Annotated in this window: 24 protein-coding genes; 5 read left to right on the top strand and 19 right to left on the bottom strand. The window is 62.2% G+C overall.

Annotation, left to right across the window (positions count from 1 at the left end):
* Window positions 1-66: 66 nt before the first annotated feature.
* From IDH44_RS11070 to IDH44_RS11060, 3 genes are all read right to left on the bottom strand, one after another.
* Window positions 67-1,911: an ABC transporter ATP-binding protein gene (locus IDH44_RS11070; protein ID WP_223869576.1), complete on the bottom strand. Its 1,845-nt coding sequence runs from the start codon at window positions 1,909-1,911 to the stop codon at window positions 67-69.
* A gap of 1 nt (window position 1,912) precedes the next feature.
* Window positions 1,913-2,689 carry a PadR family transcriptional regulator gene (locus IDH44_RS11065; protein ID WP_223869575.1) on the bottom strand — a complete coding sequence of 259 codons (777 nt, stop codon included), beginning with the start codon at window positions 2,687-2,689 and terminating at the stop codon, window positions 1,913-1,915.
* Window positions 2,690-2,793: 104 nt separating this feature from the next.
* Window positions 2,794-4,158 (bottom strand): serpin family protein, encoded by a 1,365-nt coding sequence (locus IDH44_RS11060; RefSeq protein ID WP_190917584.1) that lies wholly within the window; start codon window positions 4,156-4,158, stop codon window positions 2,794-2,796.
* A gap of 123 nt (window positions 4,159-4,281) precedes the next feature.
* On the opposite strand from IDH44_RS11060, the gene cysK reads away from it, so the two are divergent.
* The gene (cysK, locus tag IDH44_RS11055) at window positions 4,282-5,226 is read left to right on the top strand and encodes a cysteine synthase A (protein WP_190917583.1); all 945 of its coding nucleotides are present in this window, start codon (window positions 4,282-4,284) and stop codon (window positions 5,224-5,226) included.
* Between the two features lie 82 nt (window positions 5,227-5,308).
* On the opposite strand, the gene IDH44_RS11050 is transcribed toward cysK, so the two are convergent.
* The 7 genes from IDH44_RS11050 to IDH44_RS11020 form a co-directional block, all read right to left on the bottom strand.
* Entirely contained in the window at window positions 5,309-6,175 is an 867-nt protein-coding gene (locus tag IDH44_RS11050) for a dienelactone hydrolase family protein (RefSeq protein WP_190917580.1), read from the bottom strand.
* A 111-nt stretch (window positions 6,176-6,286) separates the two neighbouring features.
* Window positions 6,287-6,463 carry a YezD family protein gene (locus IDH44_RS11045; RefSeq protein ID WP_190917578.1) on the bottom strand — a complete coding sequence of 59 codons (177 nt, stop codon included), beginning with the start codon at window positions 6,461-6,463 and terminating at the stop codon, window positions 6,287-6,289.
* A gap of 75 nt (window positions 6,464-6,538) precedes the next feature.
* On the bottom strand, window positions 6,539-7,603 hold the full coding sequence (locus IDH44_RS11040) for an ABC transporter ATP-binding protein (protein ID WP_190917576.1): 1,065 nt from the start codon (window positions 7,601-7,603) through the stop codon (window positions 6,539-6,541).
* Window positions 7,593-8,516 (bottom strand): sulfate ABC transporter permease subunit CysW, encoded by a 924-nt coding sequence (cysW, locus tag IDH44_RS11035; protein WP_190917574.1) that lies wholly within the window; start codon window positions 8,514-8,516, stop codon window positions 7,593-7,595. The genes IDH44_RS11040 and cysW overlap by 11 nt, the downstream gene beginning before the upstream one ends.
* A gap of 12 nt (window positions 8,517-8,528) precedes the next feature.
* Complete coding sequence (gene cysT / locus IDH44_RS11030; RefSeq protein ID WP_190917572.1) at window positions 8,529-9,362, bottom strand: sulfate ABC transporter permease subunit CysT; 834 nt, start codon at window positions 9,360-9,362, stop codon at window positions 8,529-8,531.
* A gap of 39 nt (window positions 9,363-9,401) precedes the next feature.
* On the bottom strand, window positions 9,402-10,547 hold the full coding sequence (locus IDH44_RS11025; protein ID WP_190917570.1) for a sulfate ABC transporter substrate-binding protein: 1,146 nt from the start codon (window positions 10,545-10,547) through the stop codon (window positions 9,402-9,404).
* A 151-nt stretch (window positions 10,548-10,698) separates the two neighbouring features.
* On the bottom strand, window positions 10,699-11,523 hold the full coding sequence (locus IDH44_RS11020) for an alpha/beta hydrolase family protein (protein ID WP_190917568.1): 825 nt from the start codon (window positions 11,521-11,523) through the stop codon (window positions 10,699-10,701).
* A 203-nt stretch (window positions 11,524-11,726) separates the two neighbouring features.
* Here IDH44_RS11020 and IDH44_RS11015 point away from each other — a divergent pair, with 203 nt between their 5' ends.
* A complete protein-coding gene (locus tag IDH44_RS11015; protein WP_190917567.1) occupies window positions 11,727-12,170 on the top strand; it encodes a protein-tyrosine phosphatase family protein in 444 nt (147 codons plus the stop codon).
* Between the two features lie 108 nt (window positions 12,171-12,278).
* Here IDH44_RS11015 and IDH44_RS11010 read toward each other — a convergent pair whose 3' ends face one another.
* The 4 genes from IDH44_RS11010 to IDH44_RS10995 are packed head-to-tail and all read right to left on the bottom strand — an operon-like array spanning window position 12,279 to window position 13,913.
* Window positions 12,279-12,644, bottom strand: coding sequence for a LytTR family transcriptional regulator DNA-binding domain-containing protein (locus IDH44_RS11010; RefSeq protein WP_190917565.1), 366 nt, complete (start codon window positions 12,642-12,644; stop codon window positions 12,279-12,281).
* Between the two features lie 16 nt (window positions 12,645-12,660).
* A complete protein-coding gene (locus IDH44_RS11005; protein WP_190917563.1) occupies window positions 12,661-12,783 on the bottom strand; it encodes a cyclic lactone autoinducer peptide in 123 nt (40 codons plus the stop codon).
* 4 nt (window positions 12,784-12,787) lie between these two features.
* Window positions 12,788-13,300, bottom strand: coding sequence for an accessory gene regulator B family protein (locus tag IDH44_RS11000; protein ID WP_190917561.1), 513 nt, complete (start codon window positions 13,298-13,300; stop codon window positions 12,788-12,790).
* Window positions 13,260-13,913, bottom strand: a complete 654-nt coding sequence (locus tag IDH44_RS10995; RefSeq protein ID WP_190917559.1) for a hypothetical protein — start codon at window positions 13,911-13,913, stop codon at window positions 13,260-13,262. The genes IDH44_RS11000 and IDH44_RS10995 overlap by 41 nt, the downstream gene beginning before the upstream one ends.
* Window positions 13,914-14,068: 155 nt before the next feature.
* Between IDH44_RS10995 and IDH44_RS10990 the strand changes: the two genes are divergently transcribed.
* On the top strand, window positions 14,069-14,398 hold the full coding sequence (locus IDH44_RS10990) for a helix-turn-helix domain-containing protein (protein WP_190917557.1): 330 nt from the start codon (window positions 14,069-14,071) through the stop codon (window positions 14,396-14,398).
* A gap of 138 nt (window positions 14,399-14,536) precedes the next feature.
* Here IDH44_RS10990 and dnaI read toward each other — a convergent pair whose 3' ends face one another.
* From dnaI to IDH44_RS10975, 3 genes are all read right to left on the bottom strand, one after another.
* The gene (dnaI, locus tag IDH44_RS10985) at window positions 14,537-15,499 is read right to left on the bottom strand and encodes a primosomal protein DnaI (protein ID WP_190917555.1); all 963 of its coding nucleotides are present in this window, start codon (window positions 15,497-15,499) and stop codon (window positions 14,537-14,539) included.
* A 12-nt stretch (window positions 15,500-15,511) separates the two neighbouring features.
* The gene (locus tag IDH44_RS10980) at window positions 15,512-17,026 is read right to left on the bottom strand and encodes a replication initiation and membrane attachment family protein (protein ID WP_190917553.1); all 1,515 of its coding nucleotides are present in this window, start codon (window positions 17,024-17,026) and stop codon (window positions 15,512-15,514) included.
* Between the two features lie 141 nt (window positions 17,027-17,167).
* On the bottom strand, window positions 17,168-17,455 hold the full coding sequence (locus tag IDH44_RS10975; protein ID WP_190917551.1) for a YuiB family protein: 288 nt from the start codon (window positions 17,453-17,455) through the stop codon (window positions 17,168-17,170).
* Window positions 17,456-17,606: 151 nt separating this feature from the next.
* On the opposite strand from IDH44_RS10975, the gene hemQ reads away from it, so the two are divergent.
* Entirely contained in the window at window positions 17,607-18,353 is a 747-nt protein-coding gene (hemQ, locus tag IDH44_RS10970; RefSeq protein ID WP_190917549.1) for a hydrogen peroxide-dependent heme synthase, read from the top strand.
* A gap of 62 nt (window positions 18,354-18,415) precedes the next feature.
* Here the strand turns inward: hemQ and IDH44_RS10965 are convergent, their stop codons facing one another.
* Both IDH44_RS10965 and IDH44_RS10960 read right to left on the bottom strand, forming a co-directional pair.
* The gene (locus IDH44_RS10965; RefSeq protein ID WP_190917547.1) at window positions 18,416-18,658 is read right to left on the bottom strand and encodes a hypothetical protein; all 243 of its coding nucleotides are present in this window, start codon (window positions 18,656-18,658) and stop codon (window positions 18,416-18,418) included.
* Window positions 18,658-19,851, bottom strand: a complete 1,194-nt coding sequence (locus IDH44_RS10960; protein ID WP_190917546.1) for an NAD(P)/FAD-dependent oxidoreductase — start codon at window positions 19,849-19,851, stop codon at window positions 18,658-18,660. Before IDH44_RS10960 ends, IDH44_RS10965 begins: the two co-directional genes overlap by 1 nt.
* A 315-nt stretch (window positions 19,852-20,166) precedes the next feature.
* Here IDH44_RS10960 and IDH44_RS10955 point away from each other — a divergent pair, with 315 nt between their 5' ends.
* Window positions 20,167-21,165 (top strand): NAD(P)/FAD-dependent oxidoreductase, encoded by a 999-nt coding sequence (locus IDH44_RS10955; RefSeq protein ID WP_190917544.1) that lies wholly within the window; start codon window positions 20,167-20,169, stop codon window positions 21,163-21,165.
* Window positions 21,166-21,246 lie beyond the last annotated feature (81 nt).

Below are 21,246 nucleotides of genomic sequence, written 5' to 3'. Positions count from 1 at the left end.
TTAGATCGGGCCGGGACCTGAGTGAAATCAGGGCCGATGTGCGCGATCGTGAAGGCTCAAGGCAGATCAGGACATCGGCCGTTCCTCTGCCGGCTCCTCCTGCGGAAATTGCAGGTCATGGAGCTGCCGGTAGCGTCCGCCGCGCGTCAGCAGCTCGTCGTGATTGCCGCTCTCGACGATGCGGCCATGCTCCAGCACGTGAATGCGGTCGGCCTGCCGGATCGTGGAGAGCCGGTGCGCGATGACGAGGCAGGTGCGGCCGCGCAGCAGACGGGCCAGCGCCTCCTGGATGAGCTGCTCGGACTCGGTGTCGAGCGCCGCTGTCGCCTCGTCGAGGATGACGATTCGCGGATCCTTGAGGATCGTCCTGGCGATCGAGAGCCGCTGCTTTTGCCCGCCGGACAGCTTGATGCCGCGCTCGCCGATCTGCGTGTCGTAGCCGTCTGCGAAGGCGGCGATGAAGGCGTCGGCATGCGCGGCGCGCGCCGCCGACTCCAGCTCCGCATCGGCGGCGTCCGGCTTGCCGTACAGCAGGTTGTCGCGGATCGTGCCGTCGAGCAGCACGACCTCCTGCGACACGAAGCCGATCTGCCCGCGCAGCGAGGCGAGCGTCACCTCCCGCAGCGGCTGCCCGTCGATGACGATCTGTCCGGCCTGCGGGTCGTAGAAGCGGCTGATCAGATTCGCCACCGTCGTCTTGCCCGAGCCCGACGAGCCGACGAGCGCGGTCACCTGCCCGGCCGGCAGCGTCAGGTCGAAGTCGCGCAGCACCGGCTCGCCCGTCTTGTAGGCGAAGCCGACGCCCGCGAACACCACCTCGCCGCCGCGCAGATGCAGCTCCGCCGCGCCGGGGGCGTCCGCCACCTGGGGCTCGGTGTTCAGAATTTCGGCGATCCGCTCGTAGGCGGCGGCCGACTGCTGGATCGTGTTGATGATCCGGCTGAAGTGGCGGATCGGATTTTGCAGCAAGCGCAAGTAGGCGATGAAGGCGACGATCGTGCCGACCGTCAGCGCCTCGCGCATCGCCAGCCACGCCCCGAATACGAGCACGATGGCGAGGCCGAGGTAATTGAGCCAGTCGATGATCGGCTCATAGGCGGCGCGCAGGCGCACGACCCGGACATTGGCCTCCATATTGCGGCGACTGCGCGCGCCGAAGCGGTCGATCTCGTGCGCCTCGGCGGTGAACGACTTGATGAGCCGGATGCCGGTGAGCGTATTGTGCAGATGATCGCTGACGTCGGCCACCGACTCCTGCACCGTGCGGAACGAGGCCCGCATGCGGCGGCCAAACAGCCGCGTCGTGAGCAGCATGAAGGGAAAGGTCGCCAGCAGCAGCAAGGTGAGCTGCCAATCAATCCACAGCATGTAGAGGGCGATCGCCGTGAACGTGAACCCGTCGGTCAGCAGCTGCATCATGCTCGAGGAGATGAGCTGCTGCAGGATGCTGACGTCGCTCGTCACGCGCGACATCAGATCGCCGGTGCGGCGGCGGTCGTAAAAGCCGACATCGAGCCGGTGCAGGTGGCGATACAGATCGCCACGCAGCCGGTGGATGACGCGCTGCCCGACCGCCGCCATCGAGGCCGCGCTGACGTAGCGCAGGCCGCCCAGCAGCGCGGCTGCGCCGAGCACCGCGCCGCCGAGCGGCAGCAGCAGGCCGAAGCGCCGCTCCGGGATGATGTGATCGATCGTGTAGCGCGTCAGCTGCGGCACGATGAATTCGAGCAGCGAGATCGCGATGACGCAGACGAAGGCGACGGCCAGGATGCGCCACTGGCCGCGCGCATGCTGGAGCACGCGGCGGAACATGCTGCGGATGCTGCCGGGCGGCGCCTTCTCCCCGGTGCCGAAGCGCCGCATGCCGTAGCCGGGCCCCATGCCGCCTGCGCCCGGACGAGATTGTGCCATGCTATTCCTCCTCCCGGGAGCGCCCCGGTGCTGCGCGCTGCGCCTGCTCCGGCGCCGCTGCTGGCAGTTCGTTCAGCGCATGGGGCCCCGCTCCCGCTTGCAGCTCCGCTTCGCCCGGACCGATCAGCGTCTGCAATTCGACGCGCAGCCCGCCCAGCACACGCCGTAGCTGCTGCGCCTTAGCCGGCTCCTCCAGCGCCGCGCGCTCCGCCGCCTTGAGCAAGAGCAGCAGCTCCCGGCCTGCTGGCGTCAGGCGGCGCGGCCGCTGCGTCTCGGTCGCGGGCACCTCGGCCGGATTCGAAGCGCCCGACTCGACGCCGCGCTCCCCTGCTTCGGAATGCTGCGCGACTTCGCCAGACGCGCAGCCGACCGTGCCGCAGCGGGCGGCATCCATACCCGGCGATTCGTCCGTCCCGTCCTTACCGGCGGCATCGCGCTCTATACCGCGCCGCTCGCGCTCGGCCGCCAGATGCGCTTCTCCCGCCTCGGTCATGGTGTACACCTTGCGCCCGCCCCGCTCCTCCGCCTGCACATACCCGTCGTCCTCGAGCTGCTGCAGCTGCGGATAGACCGAGCCCGGACTGGGCGCGTACAAGCCCTCGAAGCGCGCCTCCAGCGCCTTGATCATCTGGTAGCCATGCATCGGTTCGATGCGCAGCAGCTCCAGCAGCGCCGGCTTGAGGCGGCCGCGTCCAAAAAAACGCCGCCCCTCGCCGGAGACCGCGTCCAGTCCTTTGTGATGCAAAAACAATCGTTCGTGCGGCTGTAGCGCTTTCATCTTAGCCCCTCCCGTTAACGATATATCGCTTATCTCCAGCATAAGCGATATATCGTTAAACCGCAATGGGCCAATCGCGAATGAGCAATCGCGCCCGGATTGCGCTAGGATTCAGCCAACCGCCGGACCGTCCCAGCGAACAACAGCTCGCTGTATTCCTCCGCGACCAGCGCCAAAAAGAACGGCCGATCCACCCTCATAACGGCCGGGGCTTGCTCCGGCGGCGCCGAGGCGGCCATGCCGACGGAGGTCACCGCAGCGGCGACGGTGCCCTGCTCGTCCACTTCCAGCCGCGTCTTGTGCTTGACTGCATCAACATACAAGTCTTGCTCGGCCAGCGCGCCGAAGTCGGCCTTGGCGGCGTCGAATGGCTCGTTCATGCCGAGCGACTCGAGGGCTTCGTTGAGCAAAATCTCATCTTCCAGCGCAAATTTGGGCAGGGCAAGCTCTACTTGTCTGTACGCATAGCCGTCCAGCAGCTCGGACCAGCACTCCAGCGTCAGCTCCTGCACCCACGTGCCGAGCTCTGCGCCCGGTGCGGGCAGCACGAGATGCAGGGCCGCGTCGCTGCCGCGATACGGCAATCGAATCGCCTGGTAGCCTTCGCCTTCTTGATAGCCGTACCAGCCCTTGGCGTGCATCGTCTCCGCCTGGACGCTCGTGCCGTCAGCCGCATAGAACGGTGCAGGACGCGTCTGCGCCTCGTCGAACGGCGCACTCCAGTTGCCTTCGAAGGCGAGCGCATTGATCAGCAGCAGCTGCTGATCCTTGATCAGCTCGGGCGAGACGATCCGATCGATGCGCGCCGCAGTATGCGCGCTCACCCATTCGTTGATGCGCTGCGCCGTCTCCGGCGCCTCGAAGTCGACTTCGACGGCTTCCGCGCCATAGCTCTGCCGGCCGATCGCCGCAAAGGGCTCGCGGAGCGCGACGCCCTCCCGGGCCCATATCGAGTTGGCCAACTTCAGCTCCACCTCGCCCTTCATATGCTCCAGCAGATCGGCCAGCACCAGATGCCCTTCGTTGATGACCTCCGGCGACAGCTGGTGCATCCCTAGCGTCTCCAGCATCTGATCGCGGGTCGCACCTCGGGCTCCATTGGCCACCAGCGCAAAAATCGTCGCGATGCTGGTCGGCGAGATCAGCCGATTGGCAGGTGAAGCGCTCGCTTCGTTCGCCGCTTTACCCGTTCCTCCATCTGCCTCTGCTTCGCCCGCCGCGACACGTTCATCCTCGAGCTGGCGCAGCAGCGCCAAGCCAAAGGCCGTATGCGCCTCGGCGATGCGCGGATCCAGATCGGCTGCCGTATAGGATGATGTCTGCTTCGGTTCCACAGATCGGTCCTCCTCGGGTTGTTCGTCCTTGAGCGGCGCATTGCCCTGCGGCCCGCCGCAGCCGGTCACCAGCATCGCCAGCACCAGGCCTGCAATGAGCGGCTGACGCATCCGCCATCCGATTTTTTTGTGCATGCTCCAATCCCCCCCTCTGCCACTACGGACGGCCCGCAAACTGGAAAGGTTGCGGGCAGTTGTAGTACAATCTGGATAATCGAGCTGTATACTTGGAATTTTTCGAAAAGGAGCTGACCGACCTTGCCTCCCCGCATAGTACGATCTGTCGCTGCATTGATCGGCGATACGCCGGCCGTCGCGCTGCGCCGCCTCGAGCCGGGGCCGCGCGCCGAGGTGCTGGTCAAGCTGGAATGCATGAATCCGAGCGGAAGCGTCAAGGACCGCGCCGCCGCCAATCTGATCGCCGAGGCCGAGCGCCAGGGCAAGCTGCGCCCCGGCGCGACGATCATCGAGCCGACGAGCGGCAACACCGGCATCGGCCTGGCGATGAACGCCGCCGCCAAGGGGTACCGCGCCATCCTCGTCATGCCCGACAACATGACCCCCGAACGCATCAAGCTGCTGCGCGCGTACGGCGCCGAGGTCGTGCTCACGCCGGCGGCCGCGCGCATGCCGGGCGCGATCGCCAAGGCGATGGAGCTGCACCACAACATGCCGGGCAGCTTCGTGCCGCAGCAATTCGAGAATGCTGCGAACCCCGACGCCCACCGCGGGAGCACGGCGCTGGAGATTCTCGAGCAGACCGGCGGCCGACTCGACGCCTTCGTCGCCACCTCCGGCACCGGCGGCACGATCACCGGCACCGGAGAGACGCTGCGCGCGCATCTGCCCGACCTGCATATCGCCGTCGTCGAGCCGCAGGGCTCGCCCGTGCTGTCCGGGGGTCAGCCTGGCCCGCACAAGCTCGTCGGGACGAGCCCCGGCTTCGTGCCGCCGATCCTCAATACCACGGTGTACGACGAGATCGTGCAGGTGCGCGACGACGACGCGCTGCGCACCGCGCGGGCGCTCGCCCGCCGCGAGGGCCTGCTCGTCGGGCCGTCCTCCGGCGCCTCGGTCTGGGCGGCGCTGCAGCTCGCCCGGCGGCTCGGCCCCGGCAAGCGGGTGCTGTGCATCGCGCCGGACACTGGCGAGCGCTACCTCAGCATGCCCGGCTTGTATGACGTCGTCGACGAGCAAGGATAGACGCACCACAACAAAGCGACTGCGCCGTTTATTCCGGCGCAGTCGCTTTGTGCTATTCAACGTTGTCGATGATTGGATGATGTCAAGCCAGTCCGGCCGCCGGACCGCTGCCGCCCGACCGCTTGGGAGCCGCTTCCGGCGCCAATACCCGCTGCAGGAAAGCGAGCGTATGCGCGTACGAATCGCGCGCGGCGTCAATACGATAGGACGGGCGCGTGTCATTGAAGAAGGCATGCGGCGCGTCCTCGTAGACATGGTAGGTGAACGACTTGCCCGCCTCCTCCAGCTGCTGCGCAAAAGCCGGCACCGCCTCCGTGATTCGTGGATCGAGGGCGCCGTAGAAGCCGAGCAGCGGCGCTTCGATCGAGGCAATCGCGTCCGCTTCGGGCGGCGCGCCGTAAAAGATAACGGCCCCCTTGAGCGCGGAGTCGCGCGCCGCCAATCCGGCGGACAAGGCGCCGCCGAGGCAAAAGCCGAGCGCCGCTACGCCGCAGCCGCTACTCTGAGGTTGGACCTCTCGCAAATAGGCAGCTGCCGCCGCGGCCTTGTCCGCGAATTCGGCGCGCAGGCCGCCAAGATCGAACAGGCTACCCACCGTCGTCTCGACCTCGGCGCGCTGCCGCTCCGGCAATGCGGTCAGCGCCTCCGTACGCGCCGCCGCATCGCGCCAAGCGGACTGGGGCAGGCCGTTCAGGAAGCGCTTGGCCGCCTCCAGACGCGGCTCCTCCAGCTCCGCCGGCCGCACGCCGCCATCCGCATACAGATCCGGCGCGAGCGCGACATAGCCCGCACCCGCGAGCCGTGCGGTCACATCCCGAATATGCGCATCCACGCCCCAGATTTCCTGCAGCACGACCACGCCCGGCGCTTGCAGCTCCTCCCCCTCGGGTCGGACCAGATAGCCGCTTTGCCCTTGTCCGTACTGAATCCATTCCGCTTGCAGTCCCATTTCCATTCCTCCTCTGCGCGTATGGTTCAGTTTAGCACTTTCGTCCGGATCGTCACAAGCCGGGTCTTCGTTCGAAGAGGCGGCCATGGCCGCTATTTGCCCGTGTCTCCGCTATTTGCCCGTGTCTCCGGTCTCCGCGGCTGGATCGAACCGCTTGCGCTCGGTGCGGTCAATCTGTACGATGCGACCGTCGTGCACCGTGATCAGCACCGAGCCGTACTCGAGGCCGTCCACTTGCTTCAGAATTGCCTTGCGCCAAAAATCGTCGACAACCAGCGGCTTTGCCATACGCTCTCTCCTCCATATTCAAGTGATCTCGTCGTATTCAAGTAATCTCGCCGTCCGCAGCGCGCGCCCGTCTGTCTAGATATGCACGGGAAAGGGATCGTGCTTGAGCGGATTGTCCAACAGCCGCACCGTCTCGCCCTCTACCACATACAGCCTGTGGACGAGCACCTGCACGCAGTCGCCCACCTGGAGGGGAGGGCGGTCGAGCGGCCGATTGGCGAGCAACCGATTGCCGTCCAGCTCGACCTCCACCTCCAGATGCGTGCCGCGAAAAAACAAGTGCCGGACCGTCCCCGGCTCGCTCGCCGAGGGATGGGACAGCTCGCCCTCCAGCCCGGCCTCCACGAACTCCGGCCGAACGATTGCGCTGCCGCCCGCTGTCACCGCGCCGTCAAAGCCGCGCAAGCGCTGCGGCGCCTCCAGCGTGCGGGAATGCCCGATGAAGCTCGCCACAAACGGCGTCTGCGGACGCTCGTAGACCGTCTGCGGCGCGCCCTGCTGCTCCAGCCGCCCGCGCTGCAAAATGAGCATCTCGTCCGCCACCTCGACCGCCTCGTCCTGGTCGTGCGTGACGAAGATCGAGGTGATGCCAAGCTGGCTGATGAGCTGCTTCAGCCAGGTGCGCAGCTCCTTGCGCACCTTGGCGTCGATCGCCGCGAACGGCTCGTCGAGCAGCAGCAGCTCCGGCCGCGGGGCGAGCGCGCGGGCGAAGGCGACGCGTTGGCGCTGGCCGCCGGAGAGCTGATTCGGATAGCGCTTCTCCAGCCCGCTCAGTCCCGTCAGCGCCAGCAGCTCGCGCACGCGCGCTGCAATGACCGTCTTCTTCTCCTTCTTGATGGTCAGGCCGAAGGCGATGTTATCGTACACATTCATATGTCGGAACAGCGCGTAATGCTGGAAGACGAAGCCGATGCCGCGCTGCTGCGGCGCCAGCTCGTTGACCCGCTGCCCGTTGATCCGGATCTCGCCGCTGTCGGGGTATTCCAGTCCGGCCAGCATGCGCAGCAGCGTCGACTTGCCGCCGCCGCTCGGTCCAAGCAGTCCGATCAGCCGGCCGCGCGCGATGCCGAAGCTGACGTCGTCGACAGCCGGCGTGCCCGCGCCGAACGTCTTGTTCAGCCGCTTCACTTCAATGTGCATGGTTCGCTCCCCCTTCTCGTGCTAACGGGTCGGGCTGCTGTGTCGCGGCCATGGCTCTGGACGTGCGCCACTCGACCGCCGACTTGGCCAGCAACGTGACAAGCGCCAGCAGCACCAGCAGCGAGGCGACCGCGAACGAAGCCGAGAATTGATATTCGTTATACAAAATTTCGATGTGCAGCGGCAGCGTATTCGTCTGCCCGCGAATATGGCCGGAGACGACCGACACCGCGCCGAATTCGCCCGTCGCCCGCGCGTTGCACAGGATCATGCCGTAAAACAGGCCCCACTTGATGTTGGGCAGCGTCACCCGGCGGAACATCTGCCAGCCGCTCGCGCCGAGCGTCGCCGCCGCTTCCTCCTCCTGACTGCCCTGCGACTGCATGAGCGGAATGAGCTCGCGCGCCACGAACGGGAAGGTCACGAACACGGTCGCCAGTACGATGCCGGGCAGGGCAAATATAATCTGGATGCCGCGTTCGTCGAGCCAAGGCCCGAAAAAGCCCTGTGCGCCAAACAACAGCACGAAGATAAGACCGGAGATGATCGGCGACACGGCGAACGGCAAATCGATCAGCGTAATTAGCACATTCTTGCCGCGAAAGCGAAACTTGGTAATCGCCCATGCGGCCGCCAAGCCGAACAGCGTATTGAGCGGCACGGCGATCGCCGCGGTCAGCAGCGTCAGCCGCAAGGCCGACAGCGCGTAAGGTTCCGTAATCGCGGCGCCGTAGAGCGCGAGCCCTTTGCGAAAGGCTTCGATAAAAATCGAGACGAGTGGGATGAAGACCACCAGAGCCAGAAACAGCAACGCCAGCCCGATCAATAGCCGTCGCGCCAGCGGCGACTCGTCAATATGTCGCGGGCGCGCGGAGCCCTCGGGAGACAAATGCGCGGTAATCATGCCTGCCATACGTGCCTCCCCCTATTCCATCACGACGCGGCGACTGGCCCGCCACTGCAAGTAATTGATCGCCAGCAGCATGGCGAACGAAATGATCAGCATGACCATGGCGATCGCCGTCGCGCCGGCGTAGTCGTATTGCTCCAGCTTGGTACGAATCAGCAGCGGCGCAATCTCGGTCCGCATCGGCATATTGCCGGAAATAAAGACGACCGAGCCGTATTCGCCGATTCCCCGTGCGAACGCCATGGCGAACCCGGTCAGCATCGCCGGCACCAGCTCCGGCACGACGACCCGGCGCAGCGTCCGCAGCCGGTAGGCGCCCAGCATGACAGCAGCCTCCTCGGTCTCCCGCTCCAGCTCCTGAATGACCGGTTGGACCGTGCGGACGATGAAGGGAAGTCCGATGAAGATCAGCGCAATCATAATGCCGAGCGGCGTATAGGCGACTTTGATCCCGAGCGGCGCCAGCCACTGGCCGATCCAGCCCGATGGCGCGTAGATCGAGGTCAGTGCGATGCCGGCGACCGCCGTCGGCAGCGCGAACGGCAGGTCGACGAGACTGTCGATCACCTTTTTGCCGGGGAACCGGTAGCGCACCAGCACCCAGGCAATGAGCGGACCGAAGATCAGATTCACCGCAGCCGCGACGAACGCGGTCAAAAAGCTGATGCGGTATGACGCGAGCACGCGCGGGTTGGAGACTGCCGCCCAGAAGTCGGACAAGCTCATGCCCGCCGTTTTGATGAAGACTCCTGCAATCGGAAGCAGGACGACAAGACCGAGATAAAAAATGACGACGCCCATCGACAAGCCGAACCCGGGCAATACGCGTCTGGATTTGGACCCTTTCATGTGAGGTCAGTCCTCCTACCCTTCATTTGCCGCGCCCCCTCAAGCCCCCGGCACATAAATCTGATCAAAGATGCCGCCGTCGTTAAAGTGTTTTTCCTGCGCCTTGACCCAGCCGCCAAAATCGCGGTTGATTTCAAACATCTCGATGTCCTGATACTGGTCCTTGTATTTTTCGGCTACCTCCGGCAACGTCGGGCGGTAAAAATTGCGGCCTGCAATATCCTGGCCTTCCTCCGAGTACAGGTATTCCAGGTACGCCTCCGCCACCTCGCGCGTGCCGCGGCTCTCGACGCTTTTGTCGACGATCGCGACCGGCGGCTCCGCCAGGATGCTGACCGAAGGCGTCACGATTTCGAACTTGCCTTCGCCGAATTCCTCGAGCGAGAGCAGCGCCTCATTTTCCCAGGCGAGCAGGACGTCGCCGATTTCGCGCTCGACGAAGGTCGTTGTCGACCCGCGCGCTCCGGAATCGAGCACCGGCACGTTTTGGAACAGCTTGCCGACAAATTCCTTTGCCTTTTCCTCGTCGTTGCCGTTTTGCTTGAGCGCGTAGCCCCAGGCGGCGAGGTAATTCCAGCGCGCACCGCCAGAGGTCTTCGGATTAGGCGTGATGACCTCGACATCCTCCTTGATCAGATCGTCCCAGTCCTGAATGTTTTTCGGGTTGCCATCGCGCACCAGGAACACAATGGTCGAGGTATACGGCGCGCTGTTGCGTTCGAATTCCTCCTGCCAGCCCTTATCGATAATGCCTGCGTCGGCGATCGCTTCGATATCGTAGCCGAGCGCCAAGGTGACCACATCGGCCTTGATGCCGTCGATGACGGAGCGGCCTTGCGAGCCGGAGCCGCCGTGCGACTGGTCGATCGTCACCTCCTGACCCGTTTCTTCCTTCCAATGCTTGGCGAAGGCGACATTGAACTCGGCGTAAAGCTCGCGCGTCGGATCGTAGGAGACATTGAGCAATTGGACCGGCGGCTTCGGCTCCTTGGTGTCGGCGACCTCCTCGTTTTGTGCGCCCGTATTTGACCCTGCAGCCTCGACGCCGTCGTTGTCCGGCGCGCCCCCTGTGTTGCCTGATGACGAGGAATTCCCGTTGCTTCCTGATCCGCAGGCAGCGACGGCCAGCATGAGCGACAATGTGACAAGCACGACAAACAGACGAACCCGATTGGACGATTTCATGAAACTGCACCCCTTTGCGTGTTAGGTGGTTCATCTCGCCGCTCCGGTTCGTCCGGTCGCTACTCGATTATTCCCATGTTTTTACTTGGTATTTACGAATCATACAGCACGTTAATTTGGTTGTCAATCCTTTTTTTCTGTGCGATAGCGGTCAGATGCTCCAATGATCCCATTCCTCCAGGCGGCGCTGCGCCGCCTCTAGCCAACGGGCTGTCGCCGCCAGCGCCTGCTCCGTCGCCGATTGCGTGGAGAAGGCATGATCGCCTTGCAGGATGATCTCCTTGTCGCACTGACCTTCGCTCCTCGTCCAGAACACCTTCTGGTACAGGAAGGTATAATCGACCGGGATGACCTCGTCCGATGTACCATGCACGAGCAGCACATCGCCGCCGAACCGGCTCAGCTCGCGCAGCGGCTGATGCGCAGTCAGCGATTCGAAATAGGCCGGTGTGAAGCGGTAGCCCAGATAGTCCGCGCTGCCCTGTATGGTCGCATCGTCGAACACGGCGCGGCCGGTGATGCCGACGATATCGGTGAACGGATGCGCCACCGGCGCCCACATGACGAGCCGCTTCACCCGCTTGTCCGCGGCCGCAGTGAGCAGCGCGACGGCGCCGCCGAGGCTGTGGCCGAGCAGGATGACGCGCTCGGGATCGACCAGGTCGATATCGAGCGCATAGTCCAGCGCCAGCCGCGTCTGCTCGACCAGCGCGTCCAGGCCGCCTTCGCCGTATTCGCCCTCGCTCTCGCCGCAGCCGGCATAATCGAAGCGCAGCACCATATATCCGAGGCCGCTCAGGTAGCGGGCCGCCTTGACGAACAGCCGGTTCTCGCCGATGCGGCTGCCGAGGAAGCCGTGGCAGATGACGACGGCCGGCAGGCGCTCATGCGCCCGTCCGTCCTCTCGCTCCGGCGGATAATGCAGCGTAGCAGCCAGCTCCCACGGCGCACTGCGAATGTGAAAGTGTCGTTCCATAATCGATTCGCTCCCCATAACTTATTATTCCTACCTTTTTAGTTTGTTTTGAGCATTTTATCAATCCTATCGGGTGCTGTCAATCCGCAATTTTTTTATGTCGGGTGTCTCATTTTCTGGATATTCGGTTAATACACATATATAGACTGACCGTTATCGGCCCAGTGGGGAGGTAGCGGTCCTTATGTTCAGGAGGGATTATAATGCCGGGAGTGACGAGCAGAGCCGCTTCATATCAGGAATTAATCGAGGGTAAGGTGTGGCTGGGCGATCTGAGCGATGTGACGGCCTTGGTGGAGAAGGAGCATTGCGATATCGTCATCGACCTGCGCGGCGAGAAGGAGCCGACAGGCAAGGAGAACCCGCAGCATTATTTGCTTGTGCCGATGTTCGACGGCTGCGAGAATCAGGAATCCCGAATTCAGGAGGCGGTCGACGCGGTGGAGAAACTCGTCCACAGCCGGCACAAGGTCGCGCTTCATTGCTCCGGCGGCTTGAGCCGTGCAGGCTGCGTGGCGACCGCGCTGCTGGTGCGCTTCGGCAAGGCCTCCACCATCGACGATGCCGAGCAGTTGCTTCGCAAGATGCGGCCGACGATCTCGATTCATCCCAAGCTGATGCGCTCGCTCAATAATCTGTACGCTTAAGGCGTTTTGGCCACGCTTGAAGCAGGTGCCCTTGTCAAGTTTGCCGCATGCTTGCTCGCATGATTATGCCGACGACACGTCAACCTGTCCACGCGCCGAGACCCCGGGCTAGAGCAGCCCGGGGTCGTTTTGTTGATTGACTTTTTTGGCAATCATGCGAAAATTGCTTCTTGCGACGTTGCACGGCTTGTTCCCCGCAAGCGGTCCTTCGCTGAAATAGATACGGCTCCATTTCGCGTCGAGCTCCTTCACCTTTGACAGATCGGCGACGCAGCAGCGGTCGACCTGCTCAAACGGCTGTCCGGCCGATCGGAGGGCGTGGAGCCAGCGCTCCAGCGTGTTCGCTACATAATAGACGGCATCGCTCGTGTGCACGAGTATCCGATTCTGCGAGGTCTCCAAAAACAGGACGCGCTCGATCGGAATGCTCTCCAGCCCTCCTCCCTCCTTGTCGCGGGTTGCAGAAATATACATGCCTCCACTCCAAACGTTAAGTCAGTAATTCTTCGGGAACGTCCGGCTGATTGCCCCACAAAAAGCTGGCCGTGGCGACGGAAAAAACCGCCACGCAGCCGATCAGCGTCGCCGCCGCCTTGATCGCTCGCGCTCGCATGCTCTCACCTCCTTCGCAGCAGGGATACCGCCTGCAAAAACCAAGTCGCAGCCAGCAGGGGGGACTGAAACCAAAAATTCGAGAGGACGATCAACAGTGACGCCGCGCGCAGGTGCGGATACCAAGCGGCGGGGATGCGCGATTGCCGCTCGATGCCGGACGGGGCGTAGCCGAGCACGAGCAAGGCGTTGATCCCGTTGAGCGCCGCGACTGCCGCCGGAGACAATTGAACATACGCCAGGACTGCCGCCCCCACAGAGGAGACGATGACGCATACGAGCGCGGAGCGAAAATGATAGCCGCCGCTCAGCACGCGCAGGAGCGCAAAGGCGCCAAGCGCCAGGAGGACGCGGGACAGCATACCGAGCAGCATGCCCAGCAACACCCCCAGCAGCAGCGTGGCCGCAGTATTGAACATCAGCTTGAGCCCGTATGCCAGTACGGCCTCGCTGCGCGGATGATCGGGGACCTCCGCCCTAATCCGGCTCGCGAGCCGGACCGACAGCCTCTCCAACATGGCGTCTCTCCTCCCGGTGAAGCGTATACAGCAGTACGCCGAGCAAGGTCGTCAACAATACCGTGGCGAGCGCGGCCCCGCCTTCGACCAGCGTCGGCAGCAGCGCGAGCAGCAACAGCGCCGCGCCGAGCACGCACAGGACAGCCGCGTCGCCTCTGTTCCAGCGCAGCGGTCGCAGGCGGAAGGTGAAGCCCAGTCCGCTGCGGTATTGCAGCCTGCCGAGCACGAGCAGCAGCCCGGAGCTGCAGGTCTGCATCAGATAGGTATCGCCGGTGCGCATCCCGAGCCGGGCCAGATCGATCCAGCCCGCCGCGTGCAGCGTACAGACGACGAGCGATTGTACGGTGCCATAGGCGAGATAGCCGGTGCAGGCGACGAGCAACGATGCGCCCGCGCCGATGCTCGTCCGCAGCCGGATCGCCGCAGCCGACAACAGTACAGTCCCGGCGGGCAAGTAATCGCTGCGCCCGCCTGCACTCCAGAGCAGGTGACTGAAGACGGATAACAGCAGCGCCGCCAACATATAGTAATGCATGTACTCGCCGATGCGATAGCGGAACAACGACAGCATAATGGCCAGCATCGCGACCGACTCTAGCATGGAAAACAGCAAAGCGAGCGCCGCCTCCATATTCACCCTCCGAAAAATGAACCTATATGTTAAATCTTGACACGATTATAGCATTTTGAACTTTAAGGTTCAAGTTGAATTTTTATGCATGTGACCGCATTGGGATGATTGATATAGTCAAAAGTGGGTGATCAAGCATGAGTTTTGACTACGCGCTGATCGGCAAGCGCATTCGCAAGGCCCGCGAGAGCAAGGGCCTGACACAGGAGAAGCTGGCGGAGCATTTGGATGTCTCCAACGCCTATATCAGCAAGATCGAGCGCGGACGCACGCCGATCAATTTGGAGCGTCTGGCCGAGCTGTGCGTCATATTGGACAAAAACACCGAATACATATTGAGCGGCACCAACAGCCGATCCGACGATTTCCTGCGCAACGAAATCATCGACATGCTGGAGGGCTGCTCCCCCGAGAAGATCAAGCTGATCGCCTCCATCGTGCGTCAGATTGTCGACTTCAAAGCCTAATTTGCATTTGCAAACGCTGGACATGCATAGGGGAAAACAGGCATCGCCATTTTTAAGGCGATGCCTGTTTTGTTCAAATCATAAAAAGCGACCACCTCGCCCGCCGCCCACCGATCCCGTTACTTGCTATTGAATCCCTTAATCGGCGCCGCGCTTGTTCGTCCCGCCCACCAGTACATAGTCGACGAAGGGGCGGACCCGGTCCATCAGCCGCTGTCCCTTGTGGAGCTCGTCGCCGTCCTTGCTCGTGAAGCTGAAGTGCCGCTCCAGCACGTCCAGGTCCTGATTCGAGGTATAGAACGTCGGCTTGCGGTTCATCCGGTAATTGAGAATCGTGCCGAGCACGTGATCGCGCACCCACGGATTCAGATTCTCCGCGCCGATATCGTCGAAGACGAGCAGATCCGTCTCCTTCATCAGCTCGATCGTCTCCCGGATGCGATGCGGCTCCTGGAACATCGACTTGAGGTCCTCCACGAACTCCGGCATGTACACGATGACGCCGGAATAGCCGGCCTTGGCGAGCTCGCTGAGCATATAGCCCATAAGGTAGGTCTTGCCCGTGCCGAACTTGCCGGCCAGGTACAGGCCGCGCCGCTGCAGGCCCTCTCGCCGCGTCAGGTCGATATATTGCATCAGCTTGCCGACCGCCTTCGCGCGCTCCAGATCCTTCTCGAGGATCTCGTCGGCCGAATAGCCTCCGGCCTGCGCAGCCTCGTCCATGTAGAAGCTCCGCACGCGGCTGCGCAGCTGCTGCTCATGCCGGCGCGCCAGCAGCTTGCGGCACGGCACCTTGCGGTCGACGAGCCCGACCTCGCCGCCCGCTCCCCGCTCCTCGGCGGCCAGCATCGTGTAGTGCCCCTCCAGTGCATTGGGACAGCGGTCGAGGCCCGGGCAATGCGTGCAGCTGCGATGCTCGTTGCGATATTGATACAGGAGATTGAGATTGCGCCGCAGCACCGCGTCGCTGAGCTCGGTGTAGCTGCTGCGCAGCTTGACGATCAACGGATCGTCCATCAGCTCCTCGCGCAGCTGATCCGCCCGAGCCTGCATCCGCTGTCCGCCCGACCATTGCTTCAATACATCGCCTAGCGACTCCATTGCCATCCCTCCTTAACCCTTGCCGTCCAGACGCCGCGCCAGACGGCGGATCTCCTCCAGTTCCTCGGCCGACATCTCGCCGCCGCTTGGCACATCCTCGATGATCGGCAAGCTCGGCTTGCGCCGACCGCCGCGATTCCAGGCACGCCCGCCCGCGCCCGCGGATGCCGCGCCCGACTCGCCGTCTGCGCCGCGCCGCTGCTTCTTCTCCTCTTGCTGCGCCTGCTGGCGGACATAGTGGACGGCCTTCTCGAACGAGTCGACCTGCTTGACCAGCATGTTCGACGCCACCGCTTCGACGAAAGCCTTGCTGACGCGCTGCGTCTGCTCTCCGCCGAGTATGTAATGGACCAGCACATTGATGACCGGGTCCGGGAGTCGGTAATTCACATCGATGCGCTCCATCATCCGATCGATCCACTCCGGCACTGCCCCGGGAAAAAAGCGCTGCAGGAAGCGGGTGTGCGGCTCGTTGCGCATCAGCATATTGTATTGCGCGACGTCGCACCGCCCCGCGAGCTGCGCCGGCACGGGCAGCCGATCGGCCTCGCGCACCTCGTGCTCCTGCGGCGGATCGCCGCTGTCCTCGCCGCTCTGACGCGCCTGCTCCGACCGATGCAGCATGCGCTGACGCTCGCCCGTGCGCTTGCGGTCCTGCTGATAGAGCAGGCTGGCCTTGTGCTGCAGCGCCTCGAGCTGCAGCTCGCCCGACGGCGCGAAGATGCCGTCCTCGTCCAGCAGCCGGCAGATGTCGACGACGCCCAGGCCGTACTTGTACGCGACGTAATTGAGCTCGGCCAGCCGCCGCTCGTCGCCGCGCAGCCGCTCCACATGCGGACGATTGGCAGCCTGGCGGGGGAAGCGCAGGATCAGCTCGCCGTAATGGATGACAGCCTCCTCCGGCACGGCCGCGCTGGGCGCGGCGCGCGTCGGCGCCGCCTCCGCCAGCGCCTGGTCGAGCTCCTCGTCAACCACTTGCGCATTGAGCCGGAACAGCTCGTAAAACGGCGTCGAGATGTTGTCTCGCGGCAGCTCGGCCAGCGCCAGGTCGTCCGGCTCGCGCGCCACGAAGGCGTCGCGCGCGGCCAGCACCGCGAACTTGCCGATCCGATCGCGCAGGTAGAGCGCGAGATGCTGGTTCGTAAAAAATTCGTCCGGATGCAGCGGCGCAGCCAGCTCGAACTCATAGATCGCGTCGCTCTCTCCCGGCAGCACGAGCCGCGACGTCTGCAGCAGCCCCACCGCCTCGAGCCGCGAGGCGTGCGCGATCAGCTCGCGCCGCGCCTGCTCGTGCAGCTCCATGCCCAAGCCAATCAGCAGCCGGCGCGCCGGCTCGATGGCGGAGTAGCCGACCCGGCCTTCCTCGACCTGGTGGTACAGCAGCTCATAGAACGCAGCGGCCCCGGCCCCGACCATCGGCTGATAGATCAGCTGCAGCGTCTTGCGATCAAGCACGCTCAGCGCAAAATTGCGGTACATATAAAAACGATGATGCTCCGTGAACTGGTGCATATTGGCGATGCGCATGGTGCATCTTCTCCGTTCTTCGTCGTTATCTCCATTTTAACACACTATCGCCGTCGATTCGACGGCATTCCCCATAACGGCATTGCCTCTAGAAAAAAAGGAAGGCTCCCCTACAGGAGAGCCTCTTTTGGATCCTTGGCCTTAAAACATTCGATAGCCGCCGCGCCGCAGCGCCCGCATCGCCCAGCCGCTTACAAACGCGCCAATCAGTGCGGTAATGGCCGGCAGCACGTCCACGAACGAATACGCCGTCAGATTGCCGCCGAAGCTCAATTGATCGTCCCACGTATAGTAGATACCCAAAGGCAGCAATACGATGACAAACAGATAGACCGGAAACCAGGTCGTTTTCATCAGCATATTCAAAATAAAGCCGATACCGAACATCATCACAAAAAACAGCAGCATTGCAATGACAACCTGCAGCATGCCACGCACTCCTCCCGAAACTCGTTGCTTTCCTAATTTTAGAGGATGCCCCGGGGGAAGTCAATTTACGGGGATGTGACAAATGTGGTAAAGTGGGGACATGTGTGGAATTCTGGGCCCTATTTTGCGGGCCGAAGGAGCGAGACAGGAAATGAGTGAAGTGGCACAAACGCTGGAGGGCTGGTTCGCCCTCCACGACTTCCGCAGCGTCGACTGGACCGCCTGGCGTCTGGCAGCGCCGGACGAGCGCGCTGAAGCCCGGCAAGAACTAACCGCCTTGCATGCCGAATGGATGGAGAGCGAGCAAGCCGGCGCCGGCAGTACCGCCTTGTACAGCATTGTCGGACAGAAGGCCGATATTATGATCCTGCACCTGCGGGAGACGCTCGAAGAGCTGAATGTGCTCGAGACGGCCTTGAACCGCTCGGCGTTCGCGCGTTTTTTGCGCCCGGCCTATTCGTACGTCAGCGTCGTCGAGCTGAGCAATTATATGACCCAGCCCGGCGCCGATCCGATGGACAATCCGGAGATCGTAAAGCGGCTCAAGCCGATTCTGCCGAAAGCGCGCCACGTCTGCTTCTACCCGATGAACAAGCGGCGCGAGGGCAATGACAACTGGTACATGCTCGGCATGGACGAGCGGCGCGCCATGATGCGCAGCCACGGCATGATCGGCCGCCAGTATGCGGGCAAGGTCAAGCAGATCATTACCGGATCGGTCGGCTTTGACAATTGGGAATGGGGCGTCACCCTGTTCGCGGAGGATCCGATTCAGTTCAAGAAGCTGGTCTACGAAATGCGCTTCGACGAGGTAAGCGCCCGCTACGGCGATTTCGGCGACTTCTACGTCGGCAATCTGCTGCCGGCCGAAGATGCCTTCAGAGCGCTGGAGCTGTGAGGCGACTTTTAGGGCGCAACGGCTAAAGCTTTTGTTTTGCAGAAAAAAACCGGGATGCGGCTTTAGTCCGCATCCCGGTTTTTTTGTTCCAAATATTCCTGGGTGGCGCGATCCCGCGCCCGCCCTTTTTCCTTCAAGCGCTCGATGCCGGGCTGGATCAGCAGATCCACTTCCTTTTGCACCGGATACGCCAGGTCGTGGCGGCCCTGCGCTTCCAGGTAGCCGCCGACCTCCATTAATGCATTGTACCGATCCAGTTCTTCCCGTGTGAGCAGACCTCGGACTTGTACGCTGCAATGTCGCATTAGAGGAATTTCCCTTTACGGAACACGAGCGGGATGCCTCCGATGATGAAGAGGTACCGCAAATCAATCGCTTTTTTCAGCCAAGCCGCAAAACGGCCCTTGTATTTCTTGCCAAAGGCAATGCCGATCGCTTCGCCCTTGCCGAGCGATGCCACGGTGCCTTTGTTTTTGAATTCGAAGCCCTTGAGCGGCTGATTGCGAATCGAGGCCACCAGGTTATGCGCGCAGAGCACGCCCTGCTGCATGGCGATCTGAGCCGTCGGCGGGTAAGGCCGTCCCTCGGGATTGATGATCAGCGAGTTGTCGCCGACGATATAGATGTTCTCGTGGCCCGGCGCACGCAGATGCTCGTCCACCTTCACGCGGCCGCGCATCGTTTCGAAGCCGGCTTCCTCGATCAGCCGGTTGCCGCGGATGCCGCCGGTCCAGATCACCGTCTGCGAGCGGATCTCCTCGCCTTCGCCGACGATGACGCCGTCAGCCGTGCACTCTTTGATCGCCGTGCCGATTTTGAAGGTCACGCCTTTTTTGGACAGCACGTTCATCGCGTATTCCACGAGCTCGGGGTCGAAGCCCGGCAATGCAGTAGGCGCCGCCTCGATGTTGTACAGGCGCACGATCGAAGGATCGACGTCGAACTGCTTGCACAGCTCCGGAATGCGGTCGGACAGCTCGCCGACGAACTCGATGCCCGTGAAGCCGGCGCCGCCGACGACGAACGTCAAATAATCCGTACGGTGCGGCTCGCGCTTGAAGCGGGCAAATTGATACTCGATATGCTCGCGAATCAGGCGGACCGAGTTGATGCTGCGGATGTTCATCGCATGCTCGAGCATGCCCGGGATGCCGAATGTCTCCGGCTCGCCGCCGACGCCGATGACCAGGTAGTCGTAGGAGAGCGTGCCGTCCTCGAGAATGACTTTCTTATCCTGCGGACGAATTTGCACCACCGTCGATTTGACGAAGTCGATTTTGAATTCGTCGATCAGCTTGGAGATGCTCACGCGCGCGTTTTCCGGATTGTCCGTGCCCGCGGCCGGCATGTGCAGATGCGTCGTGATGTAATGATAGTCATGCTTGTTGACCAGGGTCACGTCCGCTTCGTTGTAATTCAGTTCTTTTTGCAGGCGCAGCGCAGTCAGGACGCCGCCGTATCCTGCGCCAAGAATAACAATCTTCGGTATGTTGCTCATCGTTGAATCCCTTCCATTCTTCATTCTTAGTTTGTCTGGCTTGGTCATGCTATGTTGCAAAACATTGTGAAAAATTACACAAACCAAGTTAAAGGTTTTAGATCTCATTCGTGGTTTGTCGCGCATTCCCTATGTTGAAGCGAGAGGCAGCTCTAAATGCTCATGTACATCTGACATCATATCGGCTTTTGCGCAAAAGTTCAAGTACAAATTATACGAAAAAGTTTAGAAAAACATACAAATAATTTATTTCCCTGTCGTTCGGGTTACCCTTATAATGAAAAAGGTATTATATTTTCTTGGAGGTGTGCATCGTTGAACAGTCAGGAACTCCCTCAGGTTGTGGATATTGCCGTGATCGGCGGCGGGCCGGCCGGCATGTTCGCCGCATTCTACGGGGGCATGCGCAAGGCTTCGGTCAAAATTATCGAAAGCATGCCCCAACTCGGCGGGCAGCTCGCCGCCTTGTATCCGGAGAAATATATTTACGACGTCGCCGGATTCCCAAAAGTCACCGCACAGGAGCTTGTCGATCAGCTGCGCCGGCAAATGGCGCATTTCGATCCTGAAATTTGTCTTGAAGAAAAAGTGCTCGGCGTCGTCAAAAAGGAAGAGCGTCTGTTCGAAATTACGACCGACAAAGCGACTCACCTTGCCCGGGCCGTGATTATCACGGGCGGCGTCGGCGCCTTCGAGCCGCGGCGGCTGGAGCTGCCGGAAGCGGCGCAGTACGAAAAGAAAAACCTGCACTATTTCGTCAATGATCTGCATCAGTTCAAAGGGCAGAAAGTATTGATCAGCGGCGGCGGCGATTCGGCCGTCGACTGGGCGCTGATGCTTGAGCCGATCGCGGAAAAGGTGACGCTCATCCACCGGCGCGACAAGTTCCGCGCCCACGAGCACAGTGTCGAAAATCTGCTCAAATCCAGCGTCGAGATCTTGACCCCGACGGAAATTACCGGCTTGCACGGCGACGGCTTCATTCAGGTGGCCACCCTGCAGCACGTCAAAACCAAAGAGGTCACCACGCTGGACGTCGACGCGGTCATCGTCAACTTCGGCTTCGTCTCCAGCCTCGGGCCGATCGCCGAATGGGGCCTGGATATCGAAGGCGGCTCGATCGTTGTCGATTCGCGCATGGAGACAAGCATTCCGGGCATATTCGCTGCCGGCGACATCACCACCTATCCGGGCAAGCTGAAGCTGATCGCGGTCGGATTCGGCGAAGCGCCCACCGCCATCAACAACGCCAAGGTGTATATCGATCCGACCGCCAAGCTCTCGCCCGGACACAGCAGCAACATGAAGCTATAATACCTCTATTGCCTTGGGCCCAAGCACGACAAGAGGCATCCCGGCCGGCTGGTCTGGGATGCCAAAATTTTGTTAGAGGCA

It is taken from the genome of Paenibacillus sabuli (genome assembly GCF_014705605.1).
In the GTDB taxonomy this organism is placed as follows: Bacteria; Bacillota; Bacilli; order Paenibacillales; family Paenibacillaceae; genus Paenibacillus_D; species Paenibacillus_D sabuli.
This window is presented reverse-complemented; position numbering and strand designations above follow the sequence as displayed.